Source organism: Pseudomonas sp. BGA-UO-ETr-WB11, from assembly GCF_059567785.1.
On the sequence record NZ_JCAQOS010000005.1, the window covers coordinates 647,049 to 666,960 of the forward strand.

The window sequence follows — 19,912 nt, forward strand, 5'->3', positions numbered from 1 at the left end:
CATGCCGGACTCGACGCAGGCCTACGGCTTCTGGCCGAGTGCTTGGACTAGTGCTGATGCGGCTGCTGCCAGTCGCGACTTTGCCGAGCTGCGGGTGGGCCTGGGCGGGGTGCTGTGGTCGCAGTTCGATCCGGCCGATGGCCGCACCTGCCTGTGGCTCTACCGTGTTGGCGAGGCGCAGTGCCTGACGCCTGTGGGGTTCTCCCTGCGCAGCCGGGTATATGAATACGGCGGTGGCGCTTTCTGTGTCGGCGACAGCGGCGTGACCTTTGTCAATGAATCCGATCAGCAGCTGTATTGGCAGGACTTGGCTGCGCCGCCGCGGGCGCTGACGGCGCGGGCCGATTGTCGCTATGGCGACTTGCAGTTCGACCCGCAGCGGCAGGCCGTGCTGGCGCTGGAGGAGCAGCACGGTCGTGAGGCGGTGCAGCATCGCCTGGTGCGCATCCACGTGGCCGATGGCGCGCGCGAGGTGCTGGTCGAAGGCGCGGACTTTTACGCCGCGCCGACCCTGAGTGGTGATGGCCAGCGCCTAGCCTGGATCGAGTGGGATCGGCCGCAGCAGCCCTGGCTGGCGACGCGTTTGTGCGTCACGGAGCTGGACCACACCGGCCGCTGCCAGAACGTGCGGGTGCTGGCCGGGCAGGCGGCGGATGAATCCTTGCAGCAGCCGAGCTTCGATGACCATGGTCGCTTGCTGGTGCTCAGCGACCGCCAGGGTTTCTGGCAGCCGTGGCGTGAGGATCAAACCGGGCAATTGCAGGCGCTGGCCTGTGCCGCTGCCGATCACGCCGCCGCGCCCTGGCAACTGGGCGCGCGCAACTACCTGCCGCTGGCCGATGGGCACTTGCTGCTGAGCTGGTGGGAGGCAGGTTTTGCCGTGCTTGCCGAGTCGGGCGCCGCGGCTGTGCAGCCGTTGGCTCGCGAGTACAGCCGCTTTCGCCAAGTGGCGGCGGATGCTGAGTATTTCTACCTGATTGCCGGTGCCGTCGATGGTCTCAGCGCCGTGCTGGCCATCGACCGGCGCAGTCAGCGCTGCCAGGTGCTGGCCGGTGGCGAGCGGCTGCTGCCAGTTGCCCAGGTGTCGCGGCCCCAGGCGCTGCGCTTTGCGACGAGTGACGGTGAAACCTGCCATGGCTTTTTCTATCCGCCGCACAACCCGGCTTGCCGTGGGCCGGTGGCGAGCAAGCCACCGCTGTTGGTATTTGTCCACGGCGGACCGACCTCGGCCTGTTACCCGACCTTCGACCCGCGCATCCAGTTCTGGACCCAGCGCGGCTTTGCCGTGGCGGACCTCAACTACCGCGGCAGCAGCAACTTTGGTCGCGCCTACCGGCTGCGCTTGCAGGGCGCCTGGGGCGAGGTCGAGGTGGCAGATGCTGAGGCGCTGGTTCGTCATCTCAGCGAGCAGGACTGGATCGACCCTGCGCGGGCGTTTATCCGCGGCGCCAGTGCTGGCGGTTTCACCACCCTGTGTGCCTTGGCCTTTGGTCGGATGTTCGCCGGCGGCGCCAGCCTTTACGGTGTCAGCGACCCGCTAAGCCTGCGGCGCAGTACCCACAAGTTCGAAGGTGATTACCTCGACTGGCTGCTCGGCGACCCGCAGCAGCATGCTGAGCGCTATCAGGCGCGTACACCACTGCTGCACAGCGAACGCATCGTGGCGCCGCTGATCTTCTTCCAGGGCGGCCTGGACGCTGTGGTGCTGCCGGCGCAAACCGAATGCATGGTGACAGCCCTGCGCAGCCGCGGCGTGGCGGTGGAATATCATTGCTACGCGGATGAGCGTCACGGCTTTCGCCAGGCGGCCCATCTGGCCCATGCCTTGGAGGCCGAACTGGGCTTCTATCGGCAGTTGTTGCCGAGCTGATTGGCCTCGCAGCCGGTCTGCTGCGGATTACATTCAGGGGCCAATCCAGTAGGCTTGCGGGCATTCATTCCGAACAACAATAACAGGCCGTTGTATGAGCCATGCTCTAAGCCAATTGCGTAAATTTGTCTCGCCAGAAATCATCTTCGGCGCCGGTTGCCGGCATAACGTCGGCAACTATGCGAGCAACTTTGGCGCGCGCAAGGTGCTGGTGGTGTCCGACCCCGGTGTGGTCGCTGCCGGCTGGGTCGCCGATGTCGAAGCCAGCCTGCAGGCGCAGAACCTCGAATACTGTCTGTACACCGCCGTGTCGCCCAACCCGCGGGTTGAGGAAGTAATGCTCGGCGCGGAAATCTACCGCGCCAACAACTGCAACGTGATCGTCGCCATCGGCGGCGGCAGCCCGATGGACTGTGCCAAGGGCATCGGCATCGTGGTCGCCCATGGCCGCAGCATTCTCGAGTTCGAAGGGGTGGACACCATCCGCGTGCCCAGCCCACCGCTGATCCTGATTCCGACCACCGCCGGCACCTCGGCCGACGTGTCGCAGTTCGTAATCATCTCCAACCAGCAGGAGCGGATGAAGTTCTCCATCGTCAGCAAAGCGGTGGTGCCGGACGTGTCGCTGATCGACCCGGAAACCACCCTGAGCATGGACCCGTTCCTGTCGGCCTGTACCGGCATCGATGCGCTGGTGCATGCCATCGAGGCGTTCGTGTCGACCGGCAGCGGGCCGCTCACCGACACCCACGCCCTGGAGGCCATGCGCCTGATCGGCGGCAACCTGGTGCAGATGATCGCCACCCCGCAGGACATCGCCCTACGCGAGAAGATCATGCTCGGCAGCATGCAGGCCGGCCTGGCGTTCTCCAACGCCATTCTCGGCGCCGTGCATGCCATGTCCCACAGCTTGGGCGGTTACCTCGATTTGCCCCACGGCATGTGCAACGCGGCGCTGGTCGAGCATGTGGTGGCGTTCAATTACCACTCGGCGCCGGAGCGCTTTCGGATGGTGGCCGAGGCCCTGGGGCTGGACGTGCGCGGCCTTAACCACGAGCAGATCCGTCTGCGCCTGATCGATCACCTGATCGCCTTCAAGCAGTCCGTGGGCTTTCACGACACCCTCAAGTTGCACGGCGTCCGGGTTGCCGATATTCCCTTCCTGTCGCGCCACGCCATGGAGGACCCGTGCATTCTTACCAATCCGCGCGCCTCCAGCATGCGCGATGTCGAGGTCGTGTATGCCGAGGCGCTTTGACGACGCCGATGCACCGCTACCGCGCGACAACGAGGCGCTTGCCGGCCTGTTGGGGCTGGGCAGCAACTCCGCACGCAAAAGCCATTACCCGGAACTGCTGAGCCGCCTGGAAGAGCTGGAAACCGAGCGCAATCGCTACAAGTGGCTGTTCGAGCACGCCGTACACGGCATCTTCCAGGCCAGCCTGAGCGAAGGCCTGCGCACCGCCAACCCGGCCCTGGCACGCATGCTCGGCTATGACGACCCGCAGCAGGTGCTTTGGGACCTGAGCGACCTGGCCACCCATCTGTTTGTAGGCGGTGCCGCTGAGCTTGAGCATATTCGTGCGGTGCTGGCCCACGAGCCGGGCCTGTTCGGCTACGAGACCCAGCTGCGACGCCGTGACGGCAGCATTATCCATGTGCTGATGAACTTGCTGCTCAAGCCTGACGAAGCTGGGCTGTTTGAAGGCTTTGTTGCCGATATCAGTGAGCGCAAGCAGGCCCAGCAGCGCTTGCAGAGCTTGAATGAACAACTGGAGCAGCGCGTCAGCGCCCGCACGGCGGAGCTGGAGCAGGCTAACCAGGAGTTGCAGCAGCAGATCATTGCCCGCGAGTTGACCGAACAGGCGCTGCGCGAAGCCCGCGATGCCGCTGAGGCAGCCAATCGCAGCAAGGACAAATACCTGGCGGCGGCCAGCCATGACCTGCTGCAACCCTTGAACGCCGCGCGCCTGTTGATCTCCACCTTGCGTGAGCGCGTGTTGCCGGCCGCCGAACAGCACCTGGTCGAGCGCAGTCATCTGGCTTTGGAAGGCGCCGAAGACCTGCTCACCGACCTGCTGGACATTGCTCGCCTGGATCAAGCGGTGATCCAGCCGGATGTCGAGGTTTACGCCTTGAGCGAACTGCTCGGCCCGCTGGCGTCCGAGTTCCAGCCGGTTGCCGAGGCGGCGGGGCTGGCCCTGCGCACGCGCATCCCCAACTACAGCCTGCGCACCGACCTGCGCCTGCTGACCCGCATTTTGCGCAACTTTCTCAGTAACGCCTGCCGCTACACCGAGCACGGCGGCGTGCTGCTGGGCGTGCGCAAACGTGGCGAATTCCTCTGGGTGCAGGTGTGCGACAGCGGTCGCGGCATTGCCGAGGATCAGCTGCAAAATATCTTCCTCGAATTCAACCAACTCAACGTCGGTCGCGCCGCCGAACGCAAGGGCGTGGGCCTGGGGCTGGCGATTGTCGAGCGGATCGCCGGGATTCTCGACTACCCCATCGAGGTGCGCTCGCAACCAGGGCGTGGCTCGGTGTTCAGCATCCGCATTCCCCTGGCACCGGCCCGTGAGCCTCAGGCGGCACTGCCGGTATTGCGCGCCAGCCTGGCGGACCCCTTGCCGGGCCGACGCTTGCTGGTGGTCGACAACGAACTGAGCATCCTCCACAGCATGTCGGCGCTGCTCCAACAGTGGGGTTGCGAGGTGCTGACGGCGGTGGATCAGGCCGAAGCCTTGCACGTATTGCAGGGGCGCGCGCCGGATCTGATTTTGGCCGACTTCCACCTCGACCATGGCGTCACCGGTTGCCAGGTGGTGCAGGCTCTGCGTGAGCATTTCGCCCAGCCACTGGCCGCCGTGATGATCACCGCCGACCGCAGTGACGAATGCCGTGGCGACCTGCAACGCCTGGGCATGCCGTTGCTGAATAAACCGGTAAAACCCGGCAAGCTGCGTGCTGTGTTGAGCCAGTTGCTGAATGAGTCGCCGGCGGCAGATTAATTTTCGGAGAGCGTATGAACCCTAGCGAACAACGCCTGGAGCAATTGGCGGCCGAACTGGGGCAGCAGTTGCTGTTGGCCAAGGCTCAGGTCAGTACCGCCGAGTCCTGCACCGGCGGCGGCATTGCTGAAGCCATCACCCGCATTCCTGGCAGCTCGGCCTGGTTCGAAGCCGGTTACGTCACCTATTCCAACCGGCAGAAAACCCTGCAGCTGGGCGTGCCAGCCGAGTTGTTTGAACGCGTCGGCGCAGTCAGCCAAGAGGTAGTCGAAACCATGGTGCGTGGCGCCCAGCAGCACAGCGGCGCCCGTTTTGCCGTGGCTGTCAGCGGCGTGGCCGGCCCCGACGGTGGTTCGCTGGATAAGCCAGTGGGCACGGTGTGGCTGGCCTGGGGCGACGGCGAACAGCTGTATAGCCAGCGCTGCCAGTTTGCCGGTGACCGTCAGGCGGTGCGTCGGCAAACGGTCGAAACCGCTTTGCACGGGCTGATTCGACTGGCGGGCGGAGAAAAACCCGATGCGGGGTAGGCGAGCGACTTGCTCTGTGGAATAATACTGGCTACATATACAGTTGTTGGCGGCCAGATGGCCCTCTTGATCACGTGAGGTTGGTAATGGACGAGAATAAGAAGCGCGCCTTGGCTGCAGCCCTGGGCCAGATTGAAAAGCAATTCGGCAAGGGTGCCGTGATGCGTATGGGCGATCAGGATCGCCAGGCGATTCCGGCCATTTCCACCGGCTCCCTGGGCCTGGACATTGCCCTGGGCATTGGCGGCTTGCCGAAAGGCCGGATCGTCGAGATCTACGGCCCGGAGTCTTCGGGTAAAACCACCCTGACCCTGTCGGTGATTGCCGAAGCGCAGAAGCTCGGCGCCACCTGTGCCTTCGTCGATGCCGAGCACGCCCTCGATCCTGAGTACGCTGGCAAGCTGGGCGTGAACGTTGACGACCTGCTGGTTTCGCAGCCGGACACCGGCGAGCAAGCCCTGGAAATCACCGACATGCTGGTGCGTTCCAACGCTGTTGACGTGATCGTCATCGACTCCGTGGCGGCGCTGGTGCCGAAGGCGGAAATCGAAGGCGAAATGGGTGACATGCACGTTGGTCTGCAGGCCCGCCTGATGTCCCAGGCCCTGCGCAAAATCACCGGCAACATCAAGAACGCCAACTGCCTGGTGATCTTCATCAACCAGATCCGCATGAAGATCGGCGTGATGTTCGGCAGCCCGGAAACCACCACCGGCGGTAACGCCCTGAAGTTCTACGCCTCGGTGCGTCTGGACATCCGCCGTACGGGCGCGGTGAAGGAAGGCGACGAAGTGGTCGGCAGCGAAACCCGCGTCAAAGTGGTGAAAAACAAAGTGGCGCCGCCATTCCGTCAGGCCGAATTCCAGATTCTCTACGGCAAGGGCATCTACCGTAACGGCGAGATCATCGACCTCGGCGTGCAACTGGGCCTGCTGGAGAAATCCGGTGCCTGGTACAGCTACCAGGGCAGCAAGATCGGTCAGGGCAAGGCCAACTCGGCTAAGTACCTGGAAGACAACCCGGAAGTGGCACGCACCGTCGAGCAGCAGATTCGCGACAAGCTGCTGGTGGCGTCGACGCCGGCCAAAGCGGCCAGCACGGTCGATGACCTGGCTGACGCCGACGTCTGATCCGCACCATGACGATGTTGTTGGATAACCCCGCTGCTGTGCGGCGGGTGGCCATGGATCTGCTGGCTCGGCGTGAACATGGACGGGTAGAGCTGACACGCAAGTTGCGTCAGCGTGGGGCGACGGACGAGTTGATCGACGCCGCCCTAGATCGCCTGGCCGAGCAGGGCCTGCTGTCCGAGGCGCGCTACCTGCACAGCTTTGTCGCCAGCCGCGCCCGCGGCGGTCACGGCCCCTTGAGAATTCGTGAAGAGCTGGCCCAGCGCGGTTTACCCCGCGACGCGATCGAGCAGGCACTGAACGAAGCTGAAATCGACTGGAACGAACAATTGCGCGCCGTCTGGCAACGCAAGTTCGGCCAATTGCCAGTAGATGCCCGTGAGCGGGCCCAGCAGGGTCGCTTTCTCGCCTACCGCGGCTACCCGCTGGACCTGATAGGTCGACTCTTGCGCGGTCTCGACGATTAACCCAACTGCCGAGGATGCTGGGTACGGCTAACGCGGTTTTTGGTTGTTAAACGCTTCGCGGTCAAGACCGCTCCCACGAATCTTGCTGACACCTTGATCCCCGATGTGCTCAGGCATTCTGCGCCCAGTTCTGTGGCAGGTTGATAAAGTCCAGCAGCTCACGCAAGCGGCCGTGGTCGCGAGCGTTGAATACGAAGGCCAGGCGGATCAGGTGGCAGAATTCCGGCTCATCGCTTTCCGAGGCGCACATCGGCTGCTGTTGGAAATCACCGTGGATGCATAGGTCGCGAAACTCTTTGTCGAGGGTTAGCAAGGCCGCTTCGTTGAGCGGGTGGTTCATGCGAATCACGTACTTTTCTTTGAGCCAGCGGCTGGAGTGGTAGTTACGGTAGAAGCGCGAAATCTCCTGTACGGCTTCTTCGGCACTGTGCACCAAGCGCATCAAATGCAGGTCGCTGGGCATGATGTAATGATGCTCTTGCAGCTGCTCGCGCATGAACCGCAGAGCACCTTCCCAGTAGTGGCCGTCGGGCTGATCGAGCAAGACGATGGGCACCAGTGGGCTCTTACCGGTCTGGATCAGGGTCAGCACTTCCAGCGCTTCATCCAGGGTGCCAAAGCCGCCGGGGCAGAGCACCAGCGCATCGGCTTCTTTAACGAAGAACAGCTTGCGCAGGAAGAAAAAGTGGAAGGTCAGCAGGTTGTTGCTGCCCTGTACGGTGGCATTAGCGCCTTGCTCGAAGGGTAGGGTGATGTTGAAACCCAGGCTGTTGTCGCGCCCGGCGCCCTCATGGGCGGCGGCCATGATGCCGCCACCGGCACCGGTGATCACCATCAGGTCGTAGCGCGCCAAGGCGGCACCCAGTTCGAGGGCCATGGCATACAGCGGATGGTCAGGTTGAGTGCGGGCCGAACCGAATACGGTCACTTTGCGTCGGCGTTTGAATTGCTCCAGGCGGCTGAAGGCGTCCTCCATTTCCCGCAGGGTCTGCAGCATGATCTTGGCGTCCCAGCGGTTGCGGTCGGCCTGGGCCATACGCGCCACGGTCATGAGCATTTCCCGGTACAGCGGCAGGTTGGGGCTGGAGGGCGGAACGGCGAGCTGGGTCAGTTCATCGATTTTGTCTTTCAGGTCGATGCCGCTGGCCTGAAAGTGGCGGGCTAGATAATCATCGGGTTCAAATGGCATGTAACTGCTCCTTGTGCGCTGGCGCTGCGGCGGTACGGGTCATCCGTACGGGCCGCAGCGTCAACCAATGGCACGCTGTCAGAGTGCAATCTGTTCGCCGGGTTCCGCAATGCTGGCAGGCCAGTGCAGTTGTTGCTGCAGTACCTGCTGCAACGCCTGCATTTTTTCCAGCTCGCCATGCACCAGATACAGCTCTGGGTGATGGTCGAAGTGTTTAACCCAGTCTAGCAACTGGCTTTGCCCTGCGTGGGCGGAGAAGCCGCCGAGGGTGTGTACCTGAGCACCGACGGCGATGCGTTGGTGCAGGACTTTGACGCTGCTGGCACCGTCGACGATTTGCCGACCGAGTGTGCCCTTGGCTTGAAAGCCGGGGAACACCAGGTGGCATTCCCGGCGCCAGAGGTTGTGCTTGAAGTGGTGAACGATGCGCCCGCCGGTGCACATGCCGCTGCCGGCAATAATGATGGCGCCGCTCTTGATCCGGTTGATGGCCATGGACTCTTCTGGCGACGGCGTGCAGCGCAGCACTGGCAACCAGTCTTCCAGGCGCTTGACGCCCTTGGCCTGAAGGCGCTCACGGTCTGCGGTATCAAACTGTTCGTGATAGCGGGAGTAGATGGCGTTGGCGCGGATGGCCATGGGACTGTCGAGAAACACCGCTTGCTGGGGCAGGCGACCTTCCTGATAAAACTTGCCCAGGTAGTAGATCAGGTCCTGGGTGCGGCCGACGGCAAAGGACGGAATCAGCACATTGCCGCCATCGCGGTGGGCGGCCTGGAGGATTGCAGCCAGCTCCTCCAGGGTTTCTTCATCGTTACGGTGGTCACGGTCGCCGTAGGTCGACTCCATCAGCACCTGGTCGGCGTCGGTAAGGATGCTTGGGTCGCGCATCAGCGGCGAGCAGGCGTTGCCGAGGTCGCCGGAAAACACCAGATGGCGGTCCAGGTGATGGTCGATGATGTGCAAGTCCACGATGGCCGAGCCGAGGATGTGCCCGGCGTCGTGGTAGGTGATGCGCACACCTGGCGCCACTTCCTGGGTTTGGCCATAGGCCAGCGGGCGACGTTGCTTAAGGGTTTGTTCGGTGTCGGCCACGGTGTACAAGGGCTCAACGAAGGCTTTGCCGAGGCGGGCGCGCCACTTGTTCTCCCATTCGGCATCTTTCTCCTGCAGGTTGGCGGCATCCAGCAGCATCAATTCCATCAGGTCGCAGGTGGCTTCGGTGGCGAAGATGGGGCCGCGATAGCCGCTGGCCACCAGGCGTGGCAGCAGGCCCGTGTGGTCGATATGGGCGTGGGAAATCACCACGGCATCCAGGCTGGCGGGGTCAAAGGCGAAGGGGGCACGATTTTGCGCTTCGTCTTCCCGACGCCCCTGACGCATCCCGCATTCCAGCAAAACCCTGGCGCCGTCGCGGGTTTCGATCAGGTAACAGGAACCTGTCACTTGTTGGGTGGCGCCAAGAAAGGTGAGCAGAGCCATACATCCTCCTGAAACGTATGTGGTCGAACTAACCTACGGTGCGGATTGGGATGCTGCCTTGATGCAAATCAGCAACGCCGGTGAAGCCCCGTGAGTACACTGAATAACACCCGTTGACGGAGTTACTGCCCATGCAACAGATATTGCCCAGCCTTGCCGAATTGACCGCACATGCCCAACAGGAGCCAGCGTTCGCTGCCTGGCAGGCGGGTTACGGTCCTGTTCAGCATAGTGCGCAGACGCAGGCAGCGGTGTTTCGTCTGGCCCATCAACTGGTGCAAAGCGGCCAGCAGCCATCGCTGGCGCAGGTCTATCAGTTGCTGCAAGCGCTGGATCGCTTGAGCGTGGCCGGCCTCTGGCTGGTGGTACACATGACCTATGCCCAGCGCGTTCGGTTGGATGGCGCGCCTATGCAGGCGGAGGATTTCAAGGCTCAGCCCGAGGGGCACACCGGCGGTGCCCTGAACATGGTGCCGGCCTATGCCGGTTACCTGGGCCTGAATGCACTCAGCGGGCAAACCCGTGGCTGGCTGATGGGCCAGGGGCACTGCGTGGCGGCGATCGAGGCGCTGAACCTGTTGACTGCCAATCAGCACCCCGAACAGGTTGCGCGCTATGCCGATGGTGAGGCGGGGATGAATCGCCTGCTGGGTGATTTCTACGGCTATGCCCAGGCCAGTGATGGCAGTCCGTCCGCGCCGCTGGGCAGTCACGTCAATCCGCATACCGCAGGTGGAATTGCCGAGGGCGGCTACCTCGGTTTTGCCGAACTGCAATATGCCCACTTGCCGCTGCCGGGCGAGACGCTGGTGGCGTTTCTTTCCGATGGCGCGGCCGAAGAGCAGCGCGGCAGTGACTGGATGCCGCGCTGGTGGCGCGCCGAGGACTGTGGCATGGCCTTGCCGGTGATGATTGCCAATGGCCGGCGTATCGAGCAGCGCACCGAGCTGGGTACCCATGCTGGAGTTGAGGGCTTTAGTGAGCAGTTGCGCCGCTGCGGCTTTGATCCGCTGATTTTTAATGGTCGCGACCCGGCGGCGTTCGTCTGCGCCCTGTGGGAGATGGAACAGCGCCTGGCCCACCGGCTGCAGGAAAAAAGCCACGGCATCCTCAACTATCCGTTGCCGATGCCCTATGCGATTGCCGAAACCGTTAAGGGTTTTGGCTTCTATGGCGCCGGCAGCAATGCGGCGCACAACCTGCCGTTGCCGGGCAATCCGCACCTCGATAACGAGGCGCGAGCGCTGTTCAATCAGCATGTAGCGCCTTTGTGGGTGGCGCCGGCTGAATTGGCTGCTGCACGCGAGTTGTTCGCCGCTCAGCGTGGCGGCCGGGCGTTGGAGCGGGACAACCCGCTAGCCTGCCGTCATCCCGCCACACCGCAATTGCCAACCTTGCATTACCACGACAAGGACTGCTCGCCGATGGCGGCCCTGGATCGCTTCTTCGTTGAACTGGTCGCCGCCAACCCAGGCCTGCGCCCGCGGGTCGGCAATCCGGATGAGCTGGCCAGTAATCGCTTGGGTGGTGTGCTGAAAGCGCTTAAGCATCGGGTCTGCTCGCCGGAAAGTGCCATGGAAGCAGTGGACGGCAAAATCATCACCGCCCTCAACGAGGAGGCGGTGGTGTCGGCGTGTTTGGCCAACCAGGGCGGCCTTAATCTGGTCGCCAGTTATGAAGCCTTCTGCGTGAAGATGCTCGGTGCGGTGCGCCAGAACCTGATTTTTGCCCGTCAGCAGAAAGAGGCTGGGCGTCCGGCCGGCTGGCTCGGCTGGCCACTGGTGGCAACTTCGCATACTTGGGAAAACGGCAAGAACCAGCAATCGCACCAGGACACCACCTTCTGCGAGGCGTTGCTGGGGGAAATGAGCGACATGGTGCGGGTGCTGTTCCCGGCCGATCACAACAGCGTGCTGGCGACGTTGCCGGCGATCTATCAGGCCCGCGGCCAACTGGCCTGCATGGTCATCCCCAAACGCGAGCGTGCGGCGATATTCACCCAGGCTCAGGCCGAGCAACTGGCCCGCGATGGCGCCGTGTTGGTGGAGCAGTTGGACGGTGAGGAGCCGCTATTGCTGATGGCCTGCGGCAGTTATCAATTGGCGGAAATGCAGCGAGCGGCTGGGCGGCTGCGCACTGCCGGGCTGGCCTATCGCCTGGTGTATGTACAAGAGCCTGGGCGTTTCCGTGCCCCGCGTGATCGCTGGGAGGCTGAGGCGTTGGCCAGCCCTGAGCTTGTTGTGCAGTTGTTCGCCCCAGCCTTGCGGCGCCGGGTGTTGCTCACCCATATGCGCCCTGAGGTCGCCCGTGGTCATCTGTGGCCGTTGTTGCCCGATGCCAGTAACACAGTGGTGCTGGGTTATCGCAACCGTGGCGGCACGCTGGACGAGGCCGGTATGCAGTTTGCCAACAGCGCGACTTGGGCGCATATTTTGGACGCATGTGCACAATTGCTGCAGGTGCCACTCAGTGACGTGCTGTCAGTGACAGAAATTACGGCGGTCAAAGGCGAGGGCGACCCCCGCGTCTTGCGCTGAGCAATATCGCTGCGGGGCTAGCTCCGCAGCGCATAGAACAATAAATAGGGACGGAGAGCCCAGATGCCCAAACTTACTTTGGAAATCGATTTGGACCTGTACCGCCTGCTGCAGCAGGCGGCACGCAGCAACGCAACCAGCTTGGAAGAAGAATGCCAGCGCCGCCTTGAAGGTGGTGTGCGGCGCTCACGGCATATCGAGACGTTGCTTGCGGAACTGCAAGCCAACAGTGAACAAGAACGCCGCGGGCGCAGCTAGTTACTTCAGACCGCAGTCGGTTTTGTTGAAACGCTCGGTGGCCACCGGCAGGTTGCTCTTGTACACGCTGAACTGGTAACGCAGCACCGCGCCACGGGCCAGCAACTGGCGGTAGCCGGTGTTGCTGCACACGCTGGCCATCAGTTGGTTGCGCATGCTCTGGCTGTTGGCGCGCATCTGCTTGGCGTGCTCTTCGCGCACGCTCAGGTGATTGATCAGTTCATTGCCTTCCACGGTGTAGCCTTGATCAAGCAGGTCTTCGTTGATGGCGCGCGGGGTGCCGACGCTGCTGTCCTGAGCAACCTTTTCCAGCATCTTGGTCAGCTCGAAATCTTTCAACGAGGCGGCCTGAGCGACGGGTAATGTCAGGCAGAGGGCGAGCAAGGTAAACAAACGGGGCATATGAATCTCCAGAGAGGGGCTGCGTCCTTTGACCGGTCAGCGTGACCGGGGTTCAGCAAGGCCGGCATATTACTCCTGCTGAATCATGTTTGCCCGTTGCGCAACGGCGTGCCCAGCGGCTGCTCTGGTAAACTGCTGGGCCATTTTTCCTGTGCCGGGCTATGTATGACCAGTGTGTGCTTCCTTCTGCGGTACCCAGCATGAGCCATGCCGTAGCCCGCCTGCGCGCCGAGCGCCTGGCCCGTAGTCTCAAACCCTTCACTGCCCGTGGTTCACGTGAGCCCCGTTGTCCGGGGTGTCGGGTGGCGTTCAGCCATTGCCTGTGTGATTTGCGCCCACCAGTGCCGAGCAATGCCGGCATGTGCCTGATCATGCACGACGTTGAGCCCTTGAAGCCCAGCAACACCGGTTGGTTAATTGCCGATGTGGTGGCCGATACCTCAGCCTTCGGCTGGGCGCGTACCGAGGTCGATCCGGCCTTGCCGGCGTTGCTGGCTGATCCGCAGTGGCAACCGTACTTGGTGTTTCCCGGCGAGTTTGTGGCGCCTGAGCGGGTGGTCAGTCAGGTGCAGCCAGAACCCGGCAAACGTCCGCTATTTGTGCTGCTGGATGCCACCTGGCCGGAAGCGCGCAAGATGTTCCGCAAGAGCCCGTATCTGGATCAGTTGCCGGTATTGAGCTTGCAGCCCGAGCAGCTGTCACGCTATCGCTTGCGCCGCTCCAAGCGTGACGACCACCTGTGTACCTCCGAGGTGGCGTCGTTGTGTCTGGAGTTGGCTGGCGATCAGCGTGCGGCGCAGACCTTGGACGCCTACCTGGATGTGTTCACCAATCATTACCTGAACGCCAAACACCAGCGGCCGATCGATCTCGACGATGCCGCCCACCAGCGTTTGCGTGCTCTGCGTTAGTGGCTAGCGTCCGCTTTACGCGGCCATAGCTGGGCGATCAGCATGCCGACAAACATCAGGGCGCAGCCGATATAGCCACGCAGCGCCAGGGTTTCATCGAGGAACAAGCTGCCGGCGAGGGCGGCAAACACAGCCTCCAGGGAGAAGATGATGGCGGCGTGGGAGGCAATGGCATGCTTCTGCGCGACCACCTGCAGGGTGTAGCCGATACCGCCGGCGACCGCGCCACCGTAAATGATCGCCGGGCCGGCCTGAATGATGGCGGCCAGAGTGATGGGCTCGAAAATCACCGCCAGCAACAGGCTGATCACGGCACAGATGGCGAACTGCAGGAAGGCCAGGCGCAGTGGGTCATGGCGCTTGGCGAACAGGCCGACGACCAGCACATGGGTGGCCCAGACGAAGGCGCCGGCCAGTTGCAGCCAGTCGCCTGAGGCTACCTGGAAGTTGTCGCCGACGCACAGCAGGAACATGCCGACCACCGCCAGAATGGCCCCCAGCCAAATGCCAAGGCCGGTTTTGTGGCCGATAAACAGGCCGATCAGCGGCACGATAATTACGTACAGGCCGGTGATGAAACCGGAGTTGGTGACGCTGGTAAACAGCAGGCCGACTTGCTGCAGGTTGATGCCGAGTGCCAGTACCAGCCCCATCATGGCACCGCCGAAGAGCAAGCCGCGGTTGCTCCAGGGCTCGCCTGGAATGGTCTGTTTGGCGGCGGTGTAGGCCAGCAGCGGCAACAGCACCAGGGCGGCCAGGGCGAAGCGCAGACCGGTATAGAGGAAGGGGCCGATATGGTCCATGCCCAGGCGTTGGGCGACAAACGCCGAGCCCCAGATGATGGCGGTAAGCAACATCAGGATATCGGCACGCAGGGCTTGGTTTTGCATAATTCAACTCGGCAGGCAAAGCGGCAGACTGTGCCGTAAAGCGCGGCGCTTGACCACCCTTGGATCGCTGGTCATGCTGAGCGCCGCTTTCCGGCCCACAACAAAAACAGGAACGCCCATGGCCGCTTACGAAATTCTGATTGCTGATGATCACCCGCTGTTTCGCAGCGCCTTGCAGCAGGCCTTGAGCCTGGGTTTGGGGCCGGACGTGCGTTTGGTAGAGGCGGCCAGCATCGCCGAACTGGAGGCCTGCCTGGCGGAAAAAGCCGACTGGGATCTGGTCCTGCTGGACCTCAATATGCCTGGCGCCTATGGCTTTTCCGGTTTGGTGCTGCTGCGTGGACAATACCCACAAATCCCCGTGGTGATGGTCTCCGCCCAGGAAGATCCGGGGGTGATCGTGCGCGCTCGCGAGTTCGGCGCCAGTGGCTTTATTCCCAAATCGAGCCCGCTGGAAAGCATCCAGCAGGGCGTGCGTGCAGTGCTCGATGGCGATGTCTGGTGGCCGGCGCAAACGCTGGCTGCAGTGGCGTTGTCCGCTGAGGCGAAGGCCGCCAGTGCCGGTTTGGCCAGCCTGACGCCGCAGCAGTTCAGGGTGCTGACCATGGTCTGTGATGGCTTGCTGAACAAGCAGATCGCCTACCAGTTGAATGTATCCGAAGCCACCATCAAGGCCCATGTGACGGCGATCTTCCGCAAACTCGGGGTACGTACGCGGACCCAGGCGGCGTTGCTGTTGCAGCAGCTGGAATCGATACCAGACAGCTGATTTCACGTTTTTTTAACTGGCAGGCACCTAGCCTGTCGGCCTTTCTCATTGTGGTTGTAGTGCTCATGTCGCCATTCAAAGGCCAGACCGGCCTGAAACGTATCCTTAATGCCGGCGGTTATTCGCTGGCCGGCCTGCAGGCGGCCTTTAGTGGTGAAGCGGCTTTTCGCCAGCTGGTGTTGCTCAATGTGGTGCTGATTCCGCTGGCCTTCTTCTTTGATGTCAGCCGTGGCGAACGGGCAGTGATGATTGCGGCCTGTCTGCTGGCACTCATCGTCGAGTTGCTCAACTCGGCCATCGAAGCCGCCATCGACCGCATCTCCCTGGACCTGCACCCCTTGTCGAAAAACGCCAAGGATATGGGCAGTGCTGCCCAGTTTGTGGCCCTGAGCCTGATCGGTAGTGTTTGGGCGGTGATCCTGCTGGGTTAGAACACGATCGAACTCAGTTCGATCTCGTCACTGCGCCGCACCCCGGCGGTCAGCGCCTGGCATTGACGGAGAAACTCGCGCATCGCCGAGCTCTGGAACTTCTGTTTGTGCCAGATGAAGTAGAACTGCCGGCTCAGGTCCAGCTCTGGGGTCTCCAGGGCCACCAGGCTGCCGCGGCGGAAGGCGTCGCGCAGCGCCAGGCGTGAGATGCAGCCAATCCCTAATCCAGACTCCACAGCACGTTTGATCGCCTCGGTGTGCTCCAGCTCCAGGCGGATGTTCAGCGGTTGCGGATGATGGCGCATGGCCTGGTCGAAGGTCAGGCGGGTGCCTGAGCCCTGTTCGCGCAAAATCCACGCCTCGCGGGTCAACTCTTGCAGGCTGGCCTGGCCGCGGTTGGCGAGCGGATGGCTGGGCGCGCAGAACACCACCAACTGATCCTCAACCCAGGGCTGTACCTCGATATCTGCGTGTTGGCATTCGCCTTCGATCAGACCTAGGTCAATTTCGTACTGGGCCACCTGCTGTACGATATGTGCCGTGTTTTGCACATGCAGGCTGACGCGGCACTCCGGGTGACGCTGCATAAAAGCGCCGATCAGCAGGGTAGCCAGGTAGTTGCCGACGGTCAGAGTCGCGCCGACGGCCAGGGAGCCGAAACCGCTTTTGCCGTTGAGCAGGTCTTCCACGGCTTTGGCCTGGTCGAGCAGGGCCACGGCCTGGGGCAGTAACTGCTGGCCGAGGGAGTTGAGGGTCAGGCGCTTACCGACGCGGTCGAACAACTGGCAGCCGGACTGGCGCTCCAGTTCGCTCAATGAACTGCTGGCGGCGGACTGGGAAAGAGCGAGAGTTTCCGCGGCGCGGCTGACACTTTGTTGCTGCGCGGCGCAGACGAATACTTGGAGTTGCCGGAGAGTAAATCGCATATCTATATAACCGATATTCCATATCTTGATAATTCATTTAACAGATATTGTCGCTGCTCGTAGAATAGCGCGCAAATGTGCCCAACCCGGCACTGACACTGTATTGAGGAGAGCTGCATGAGCAACCTGAACGTCGAGCGTGTACTCAGTGTGCATCACTGGAACGACACCCTGTTCAGCTTCAAGTGCACCCGTGACCCTGGTCTGCGTTTTGAGAATGGCCAGTTCGTGATGATCGGCCTGCAGCAACCCAACGGCCGGCCGCTGATGCGTGCCTACTCGATCGCCAGCCCGAACTACGAAGAGCATCTCGAGTTCTTCAGCATCAAGGTGCAGAACGGCCCGCTGACCTCGCAGTTGCAACACCTCAAGGAAGGCGACGAGATCGTCATCAGCAAGAAGCCCACCGGCACCCTGGTGCTGGACGACCTGCTGCCGGGCAAGCATCTGTACCTGCTCAGCACCGGCACCGGCCTTGCACCGTTCATGAGTGTGATTCAGGACCCGGAAACCTATGAGCGTTTCGAAAAGGTCATCCTGATCCACGGCGTGCGCTACGTGAACGAAGTGGCTTACCGCGAGTTCATTACCGAGCACTTGCCGCAGAACGAGTTCTTCGGTGAAGCCCTGAAAGAAAAACTCATCTACTACCCCACCGTGACCCGTGAAGAGTTCGAGAACATGGGTCGCCTGACCGACCTGATGCGCAGCGGCAAGCTGTTCAGCGACATCGGTCTGCCACCGATCAACCCGCAGGACGACCGCGCGATGATCTGCGGCAGCCCGAGCATGCTCGACGAGACCAGCGAAGTGCTGGACAGCTTCGGCCTGAAGATCTCCGCGCGCATGGGCGAGCCAGGCGATTACCTGATCGAGCGTGCTTTCGTCGAGAAGTAAGCCGATTGCATAAACAACAAACCCGCCAGCTGGCGGGTTTGTTGTTTATGGCGCGGGTAATTAGGCGAGTTGCATGTCCAGCACACAAATCTGCCCCGGCTGCGGGTAATGCCAGTGCACGTCCAGGTCCCACAGACGTGTGCCATAGCGGCGCTCGGGCGTCGGCTGCTGGTAGGCCGGACGCGGGTCTTGCGCCAGGCATTGTTCGATCAGCGCCACCAGTGGCTCCTGCAGGCGCAGGGCGTGGGCGTGGGCCGCGCTGAGGGCCTCGTCGCACCAACTGACGGGGATCAGGGCCGGCGCGGCGGCAGCAATCTGGTTGACCGCTGTCGTCACGCAATCGGCGTAGGGCACGTAGGGCTTGATATCCAGCACCGGCGTGCCGTCGAGCAAGTCGATACCGGACAGCCATAGGCGCCCAGGTTCGACCTTCTCCAGTTTGACCACCGATTGGCCGATGCCATTGGGCCGGTGCGTCGAGCGCGTGGCAAAGACGCCGACCGACTGGTTACCGCCCAGGCGCGGCGGGCGCACCTTGAGGCGCGGCTGGCTTTCCAGGGCCTGATGAAAGAGAAACAGCAGCCAGACGTGGCTGACCTGCTCCAGGCCTTCGATGGCCTGTGGCTGGTCGAAGGGCGCAACCAGTTCCAGTACGCCGCGGGCGGCGGGGGCCAGCTGCGGTTGGCGCGGAATGGCGAACTTCTCCTTGAAGCAGGAGCGGACAAAACCAACCGGGGTAACGCTGTAAGACATGGGTGTGCCTGCGTGCAATAAACGCCGCCATGCTAACCGATTCGTCAGGCCCTCGCCCGTGCTGCAGCCAGATGCAAGAAAGGCCCGTCACCACGGGTGACGGGCCTTTCTTATGCTGCGTTTAGAACGGTGTGCTTAGATCACTTCGGCCCAGAGGTCGTATTCGTCGGCATCCACCACCCGTACGCGGATTTTGTCGCCCGGCTTCATGTCGGTGCTGTTGATAAACACACTGCCGTCGATTTCCGGGGCGTCGGCATGGGAGCGGCCGACGGCGCCTTGGTCGTCGACTTCGTCGATCAATACTTCGATTTCCTGGCCGATCTTCAGCTGCAGGCGAGCAGTACTGATGGCCTGTTGGTGGGCCATAAAACGGTCCCAACGATCTTGCTTGATGTCGTCTGGGACGACGTCAAGGTCCAGGTCATTGGCTGGTGCGCCTTCAACCGGGGAGTACTGGAAGCAGCCCACGCGATCAAGTTGGGCTTCGGTCAGCCAGTTGAGCAGGTATTGGAAGTCTTCTTCGGTTTCGCCAGGGAAGCCGACGATAAAGGTCGAGCGAATGGTCAGCTGCGGGCAGATTTCGCGCCAGTTCTTGATCCGCGCCAGGGTCTTGTCTTCGAAGGCTGGGCGCTTCATGGCCTTGAGCACTTTCGGGCTGGCGTGCTGGAAGGGGATGTCCAGGTACGGCAGGATTTTGCCCGCGGCCATCAGCGGGATGATGTCGTCGACGTTCGGGTACGGGTAGACGTAGTGCAGGCGCACCCAGACGCCCATGCTGCTGAGCGCTTCGCACATTTCCAGCATGCGGGTTTTCACCGGCTGGCCGTTCCAGAAGTCGGTCTTGTACTTGACGTCGACGCCATAGGCGCTGGTGTCCTGGCTGATCACCAGCAGTTCCTTGACGCCGGCCTTGACCAGACGCTCGGCTTCGCTGAGCACGTCGCCTACCGGGCGGCTGACCAGTTTGCCGCGCATCGACGGGATGATGCAGAAGCTGCAGCTGTGGTTGCAGCCTTCAGAAATCTTCAGGTAGGCATAGTGGCGCGGGGTCAGCTTGATCCCTTGCGGCGGCACCAGGTCGATCAGCGGGTTGTGCTCTTTATTGGGTGCGACCACGTCGTGCACGGCGTTGAGAACTTGTTCGTACTGTTGCGGGCCGGTTACGGCAAGCACGCTGGGGTGCACGTTGCGAATGGCCGACTCTTCCACGCCCATGCAGCCGGTGACGATAACCTTGCCGTTCTCGGCCAGGGCTTCGCCAATCACTTCCAGGGACTCAGCCTTGGCGCTGTCGATAAAACCGCAAGTGTTAACCACCACCACGTCGGCATCTTCGTAGGTCGATACCACCTCGTAACCTTCCATGCGCAACTGGGTGAGGATGCGTTCGGAGTCGACTAGGGCTTTCGGGCAGCCAAGGCTGACAAAGCCGACTTTCGGGGTGGCGGGGGTGGACATGGCT

At 62.3% G+C, this 19,912-nt stretch carries 19 protein-coding genes; 12 read left to right on the top strand and 7 right to left on the bottom strand.

The annotated features are described in order from the left end of the window. Window position 1: 1 nt before the first annotated feature. From AC56DI_RS08425 to recX, 6 genes are all read left to right on the top strand, one after another. On the top strand, window positions 2-1,870 hold the full coding sequence (locus tag AC56DI_RS08425; RefSeq protein ID WP_496345747.1) for an alpha/beta hydrolase family protein: 1,869 nt from the start codon (window positions 2-4) through the stop codon (window positions 1,868-1,870). Between the two features lie 94 nt (window positions 1,871-1,964). After that, the gene (gene ercA, locus AC56DI_RS08430) at window positions 1,965-3,128 is read left to right on the top strand and encodes an alcohol dehydrogenase-like regulatory protein ErcA (RefSeq protein WP_496345748.1); all 1,164 of its coding nucleotides are present in this window, start codon (window positions 1,965-1,967) and stop codon (window positions 3,126-3,128) included. Further along, window positions 3,112-4,878 carry a hybrid sensor histidine kinase/response regulator gene (locus tag AC56DI_RS08435; RefSeq protein ID WP_496345749.1) on the top strand — a complete coding sequence of 589 codons (1,767 nt, stop codon included), beginning with the start codon at window positions 3,112-3,114 and terminating at the stop codon, window positions 4,876-4,878. Before ercA ends, AC56DI_RS08435 begins: the two co-directional genes overlap by 17 nt. 14 nt (window positions 4,879-4,892) lie before the next feature. Then, window positions 4,893-5,405, top strand: a complete 513-nt coding sequence (locus tag AC56DI_RS08440; protein WP_496345750.1) for a CinA family protein — start codon at window positions 4,893-4,895, stop codon at window positions 5,403-5,405. Window positions 5,406-5,491: 86 nt separating this feature from the next. Continuing rightward, window positions 5,492-6,535, top strand: a complete 1,044-nt coding sequence (recA, locus tag AC56DI_RS08445; protein ID WP_496345751.1) for a recombinase RecA — start codon at window positions 5,492-5,494, stop codon at window positions 6,533-6,535. Between the two features lie 8 nt (window positions 6,536-6,543). Next, window positions 6,544-7,002, top strand: coding sequence for a recombination regulator RecX (gene recX / locus AC56DI_RS08450; RefSeq protein WP_496345752.1), 459 nt, complete (start codon window positions 6,544-6,546; stop codon window positions 7,000-7,002). Window positions 7,003-7,111: 109 nt separating this feature from the next. On the opposite strand, the gene AC56DI_RS08455 is transcribed toward recX, so the two are convergent. Together AC56DI_RS08455 and AC56DI_RS08460 are read right to left on the bottom strand one after the other, a co-directional pair. Beyond that, entirely contained in the window at window positions 7,112-8,191 is a 1,080-nt protein-coding gene (locus AC56DI_RS08455) for an LOG family protein (RefSeq protein ID WP_496345753.1), read from the bottom strand. 78 nt (window positions 8,192-8,269) lie between these two features. Then, window positions 8,270-9,673, bottom strand: a complete 1,404-nt coding sequence (locus AC56DI_RS08460; RefSeq protein ID WP_496345754.1) for an MBL fold metallo-hydrolase RNA specificity domain-containing protein — start codon at window positions 9,671-9,673, stop codon at window positions 8,270-8,272. A 131-nt stretch (window positions 9,674-9,804) separates the two neighbouring features. On the opposite strand from AC56DI_RS08460, the gene AC56DI_RS08465 reads away from it, so the two are divergent. Beyond that, window positions 9,805-12,210, top strand: a complete 2,406-nt coding sequence (locus AC56DI_RS08465; RefSeq protein ID WP_496345755.1) for a phosphoketolase family protein — start codon at window positions 9,805-9,807, stop codon at window positions 12,208-12,210. Window positions 12,211-12,273: 63 nt separating this feature from the next. Next, window positions 12,274-12,468: a hypothetical protein gene (locus AC56DI_RS08470; RefSeq protein WP_496345756.1), complete on the top strand. Its 195-nt coding sequence runs from the start codon at window positions 12,274-12,276 to the stop codon at window positions 12,466-12,468. Here AC56DI_RS08470 and AC56DI_RS08475 read toward each other — a convergent pair whose 3' ends face one another. Next, window positions 12,469-12,870, bottom strand: a complete 402-nt coding sequence (locus tag AC56DI_RS08475) for a quorum-sensing-regulated virulence factor family protein (RefSeq protein ID WP_496345757.1) — start codon at window positions 12,868-12,870, stop codon at window positions 12,469-12,471. A gap of 200 nt (window positions 12,871-13,070) precedes the next feature. Here AC56DI_RS08475 and AC56DI_RS08480 point away from each other — a divergent pair, with 200 nt between their 5' ends. Further along, the gene (locus AC56DI_RS08480; RefSeq protein WP_324520369.1) at window positions 13,071-13,781 is read left to right on the top strand and encodes a tRNA-uridine aminocarboxypropyltransferase; all 711 of its coding nucleotides are present in this window, start codon (window positions 13,071-13,073) and stop codon (window positions 13,779-13,781) included. Here the strand turns inward: AC56DI_RS08480 and AC56DI_RS08485 are convergent. Beyond that, window positions 13,778-14,671: a DMT family transporter gene (locus AC56DI_RS08485; RefSeq protein ID WP_496345758.1), complete on the bottom strand. Its 894-nt coding sequence runs from the start codon at window positions 14,669-14,671 to the stop codon at window positions 13,778-13,780. The two genes, AC56DI_RS08480 and AC56DI_RS08485, sit on opposite strands and share 4 nt — an antisense overlap. Before the next feature lie 118 nt (window positions 14,672-14,789). On the opposite strand from AC56DI_RS08485, the gene erdR reads away from it, so the two are divergent. Then, the gene (gene erdR / locus AC56DI_RS08490) at window positions 14,790-15,440 is read left to right on the top strand and encodes a response regulator transcription factor ErdR (RefSeq protein WP_496345759.1); all 651 of its coding nucleotides are present in this window, start codon (window positions 14,790-14,792) and stop codon (window positions 15,438-15,440) included. A 59-nt stretch (window positions 15,441-15,499) separates the two neighbouring features. Beyond that, window positions 15,500-15,871, top strand: a complete 372-nt coding sequence (locus AC56DI_RS08495) for a diacylglycerol kinase (RefSeq protein WP_324520374.1) — start codon at window positions 15,500-15,502, stop codon at window positions 15,869-15,871. Here AC56DI_RS08495 and AC56DI_RS08500 read toward each other — a convergent pair. Further along, window positions 15,868-16,797, bottom strand: coding sequence for a LysR family transcriptional regulator (locus AC56DI_RS08500; RefSeq protein WP_496345760.1), 930 nt, complete (start codon window positions 16,795-16,797; stop codon window positions 15,868-15,870). The genes AC56DI_RS08495 and AC56DI_RS08500 overlap by 4 nt on opposite strands. 117 nt (window positions 16,798-16,914) lie before the next feature. Here AC56DI_RS08500 and fpr point away from each other — a divergent pair, with 117 nt between their 5' ends. Beyond that, window positions 16,915-17,694: a ferredoxin-NADP reductase gene (gene fpr / locus AC56DI_RS08505; protein ID WP_324520377.1), complete on the top strand. Its 780-nt coding sequence runs from the start codon at window positions 16,915-16,917 to the stop codon at window positions 17,692-17,694. 60 nt (window positions 17,695-17,754) lie between these two features. Here the strand turns inward: fpr and tsaA are convergent, their stop codons facing one another. Both tsaA and rimO read right to left on the bottom strand, forming a co-directional pair. Further along, window positions 17,755-18,447 carry a tRNA (N6-threonylcarbamoyladenosine(37)-N6)-methyltransferase TrmO gene (gene tsaA / locus AC56DI_RS08510; RefSeq protein ID WP_496345761.1) on the bottom strand — a complete coding sequence of 231 codons (693 nt, stop codon included), beginning with the start codon at window positions 18,445-18,447 and terminating at the stop codon, window positions 17,755-17,757. A gap of 135 nt (window positions 18,448-18,582) precedes the next feature. Beyond that, the gene (gene rimO, locus AC56DI_RS08515; RefSeq protein WP_496345762.1) at window positions 18,583-19,908 is read right to left on the bottom strand and encodes a 30S ribosomal protein S12 methylthiotransferase RimO; all 1,326 of its coding nucleotides are present in this window, start codon (window positions 19,906-19,908) and stop codon (window positions 18,583-18,585) included. Window positions 19,909-19,912 lie beyond the last annotated feature (4 nt).

Bases quoted from the DNA above. Each gene is read 5' to 3' on its own strand.
- tsaA (WP_496345761.1), bottom strand. From the start codon at position 18,447: ATGTCTTACAGCGTTACCCCGGTTGGTTTTGTCCGCTCCTGCTTCAAG.
- AC56DI_RS08460 (WP_496345754.1), bottom strand. From the start codon at position 9,673: ATGGCTCTGCTCACCTTTCTTGGCGCCACCCAACAAGTGACAGGTTCC.
- AC56DI_RS08465 (WP_496345755.1), top strand. From the start codon at position 9,805: ATGCAACAGATATTGCCCAGCCTTGCCGAATTGACCGCACATGCCCAA.
- AC56DI_RS08480 (WP_324520369.1), top strand. From the start codon at position 13,071: ATGAGCCATGCCGTAGCCCGCCTGCGCGCCGAGCGCCTGGCCCGTAGT.
- AC56DI_RS08435 (WP_496345749.1), top strand. From the start codon at position 3,112: ATGCCGAGGCGCTTTGACGACGCCGATGCACCGCTACCGCGCGACAAC.
- recA (WP_496345751.1), top strand. From the start codon at position 5,492: ATGGACGAGAATAAGAAGCGCGCCTTGGCTGCAGCCCTGGGCCAGATT.
- ercA (WP_496345748.1), top strand. From the start codon at position 1,965: ATGAGCCATGCTCTAAGCCAATTGCGTAAATTTGTCTCGCCAGAAATC.
- AC56DI_RS08455 (WP_496345753.1), bottom strand. From the start codon at position 8,191: ATGCCATTTGAACCCGATGATTATCTAGCCCGCCACTTTCAGGCCAGC.
- rimO (WP_496345762.1), bottom strand. From the start codon at position 19,908: ATGTCCACCCCCGCCACCCCGAAAGTCGGCTTTGTCAGCCTTGGCTGC.
- recX (WP_496345752.1), top strand. From the start codon at position 6,544: ATGACGATGTTGTTGGATAACCCCGCTGCTGTGCGGCGGGTGGCCATG.
- AC56DI_RS08500 (WP_496345760.1), bottom strand. From the start codon at position 16,797: ATGCGATTTACTCTCCGGCAACTCCAAGTATTCGTCTGCGCCGCGCAG.
- AC56DI_RS08440 (WP_496345750.1), top strand. From the start codon at position 4,893: ATGAACCCTAGCGAACAACGCCTGGAGCAATTGGCGGCCGAACTGGGG.
- AC56DI_RS08425 (WP_496345747.1), top strand. From the start codon at position 2: ATGCCGGACTCGACGCAGGCCTACGGCTTCTGGCCGAGTGCTTGGACT.
- erdR (WP_496345759.1), top strand. From the start codon at position 14,790: ATGGCCGCTTACGAAATTCTGATTGCTGATGATCACCCGCTGTTTCGC.
- fpr (WP_324520377.1), top strand. From the start codon at position 16,915: ATGAGCAACCTGAACGTCGAGCGTGTACTCAGTGTGCATCACTGGAAC.
- AC56DI_RS08470 (WP_496345756.1), top strand. From the start codon at position 12,274: ATGCCCAAACTTACTTTGGAAATCGATTTGGACCTGTACCGCCTGCTG.
- AC56DI_RS08485 (WP_496345758.1), bottom strand. From the start codon at position 14,671: ATGCAAAACCAAGCCCTGCGTGCCGATATCCTGATGTTGCTTACCGCC.
- AC56DI_RS08475 (WP_496345757.1), bottom strand. From the start codon at position 12,870: ATGCCCCGTTTGTTTACCTTGCTCGCCCTCTGCCTGACATTACCCGTC.